The sequence below is a fragment of the Hahella ganghwensis DSM 17046 genome (genome assembly GCF_000376785.1).
Classification (GTDB): domain Bacteria; phylum Pseudomonadota; class Gammaproteobacteria; order Pseudomonadales; family Oleiphilaceae; genus Hahella; species Hahella ganghwensis.
Window position 1 is genome coordinate 1 of record NZ_AQXX01000019.1, and the last position, 2,180, is coordinate 2,180.

The following is a 2,180-nucleotide window of genomic DNA, read 5'->3' on the forward strand; positions in this document are numbered from 1 at the left end:
CGGAGAAAGTCATCTGATCCATGGATAGTATTCCTGATGAGTGAAGTTGGCCGTATTATGACTGATTTGGGGAGTTATTCAGAGCCTCCTTAGTAACTGCACACGATGATTGGACTATTTATGATGTAATCGGCCGCCTAGAACTTCAATTAACTAATGAGCATAAAGAACAGGTTGTACCCGTCAACGGTTGTTTTACGCAAACAGTAATAAACTGTGCGAACAGAATTGTTCAGCACTTTGATGACCCCAAACAGCCGCAGGCTGAATGGCTGATTATCGATGAATTAAACAGAGCACATCTAGATAAAGCGTTCGGAGAGCTATTCACAGTCCTGGGGACGGATGACTTGGTGCCAGTAAATCTCCCGCACCAACCCGAAGGAAATCGCCGATTGATTATTCCGCGAAGATTTCGTCTGATTGCCACATTGAATTCTTATGATAGACAGTTTGTTAACAATCTAAGTCAGGCCATTAGAAGAAGGTTTACTTTTATTACAATCGATATTCCACCGCGTAAGCCAGACGGGGTGAGCTGGTCAATAAATAACAAATCAGAAATAGCGGCTATAAAGGAGCTCAGCGCCGTTATCGATAAGGTGTCATCTAAGGCTGCTAGACGTGCAACAACTTTAGATCCAGATTCTTTTGCTCATAAAAAGTCAGAGTTTCTTGAGCTTTTAAGCACGACATATTTTGATGCAATAGAAAAACTTATGGATTTGATAAGCTCCGTAAGATACTCAACAACCACTGACATTCCCTTCCTGCCAATAGGAACTGCTCAAATCATCGATACCATTGAACTCTTTCTTGTTCAATTGCTTCAATCTGAAAACGTGACTCAAGGAAAGATTAATGACGCAATGGACTGGGCTTCATCTGTAAAGATCGTGCCTCTATTTGAAGCAGATGCAATTGATCACGAAACCATACTCTCGTTAGCCAACAACCTGAATTCTCCATTCAATAAAAGAACAAGAAGGGAGCTACTTACAATTGCAAATGCAGGCTTAGTTTTTACTCCTTTAGATTAATTAATCATGATTGAGAATCGTTTCTTTAAAGAATCTATCCCCTTGCTCGCCACTTATTTTTCAGGCAAAAATGTCGCGTTACGCGATATGAGAATTTCTTTATACGAGGGAGGTGAGAGCGACTTTTCCGTATTTGAAAATCAGCTTAAGGCTCGACACTACATTTCTATCGCCTCACTTGTTCTAGAATCAATTAGAGACTTACAGGAAAGGCATTCAACACAAACAATATCATCAAGAACAGACTCTTATGGTTCAATCAGGGGCAGGCTTGATACAAATAGATATGTAAATCAAAAATTCCAAAGAAAAAAGTATCCACCATCATACCCTGTAATCGTTAGTGTTCAGTCAGCTTCAACACCAGAAAACATGTTCGCAAAAGCACTGATTGATTATACGCTTAAAGTGCTTTTGTCAATTTCAATACCAACTCATTCCGCCGAATTTGAAAGAGCAAAAAAGCAAAGAAGATACTTGAGAGATTATTTGAAGATGCCGCCATGGTCTGAAATAACTGTAAATGGAAAGCTATCGAGATTATTTTTTGAAACTAAGCGTAGAATTAATCGGCGACAAACAAGTAACGAAAGAAGCTATTCAAAACTATTGCTTGCTTATGAAAACCTCACTAACTCAATAGACGGCGCATCAAGTATTGACAGCAACCCCCATCTAAGGGATGTTTTTGTCACGTTTCCCAGTGACCAGTCCTTCCTTGATCGTATCTTTGAGGTTTGGTGCTTAAAAAAGATTTTTGATGCCATAGCGGGTCTGGGAATAACTTGTTCTCAAATTAACTCATTGGAGTTTAGAAGAACAAAACCGATATTTACCTTTTGCTACAAGTCAAAATTAATTGAGATTTGGTTTCAAAAGCAGCTACCTCCATCAAAATCAATGTGGTCATATGACACTGGCGGCAACCTCAGAGGTATACCAGATATAACTATAATATGTGGAGATGCAAATTTAATCGTAGACGCAAAAAACCGTGTAATTACTACCAACACGAGATCTGAAGAGACATATAAAATTCTCGGATACCTAGGGAGGCTCTGAATAACTCCCCAAATCAGTCATAATACGGCCAACTTCACTCATCAGGAATACTATCCATGGATCAGATGACTTTCTCCG

Annotated in this window: 1 protein-coding gene and 1 pseudogene; both read left to right on the forward strand. The window is 39.4% G+C overall.

The annotated features are described in order from the left end of the window. Positions 1-101: 101 nt before the first annotated feature. A pseudogene (locus F566_RS0100185) lies at positions 102-1,040 on the forward strand (AAA family ATPase); the annotation flags it as partial. 6 nt (positions 1,041-1,046) lie between these two features. Next, positions 1,047-2,102, forward strand: coding sequence for a hypothetical protein (locus F566_RS0100190; RefSeq protein WP_020404969.1), 1,056 nt, complete (start codon positions 1,047-1,049; stop codon positions 2,100-2,102). The last annotated feature ends 78 nt before the right edge of the window (positions 2,103-2,180 follow it).

What these genes read in the sequence shown, in the direction of transcription:
- F566_RS0100190 (WP_020404969.1), top strand. Translation starts at nt 1,047, where the DNA reads ATGATTGAGAATCGTTTCTTTAAAGAATCTATCCCCTTGCTCGCCACT.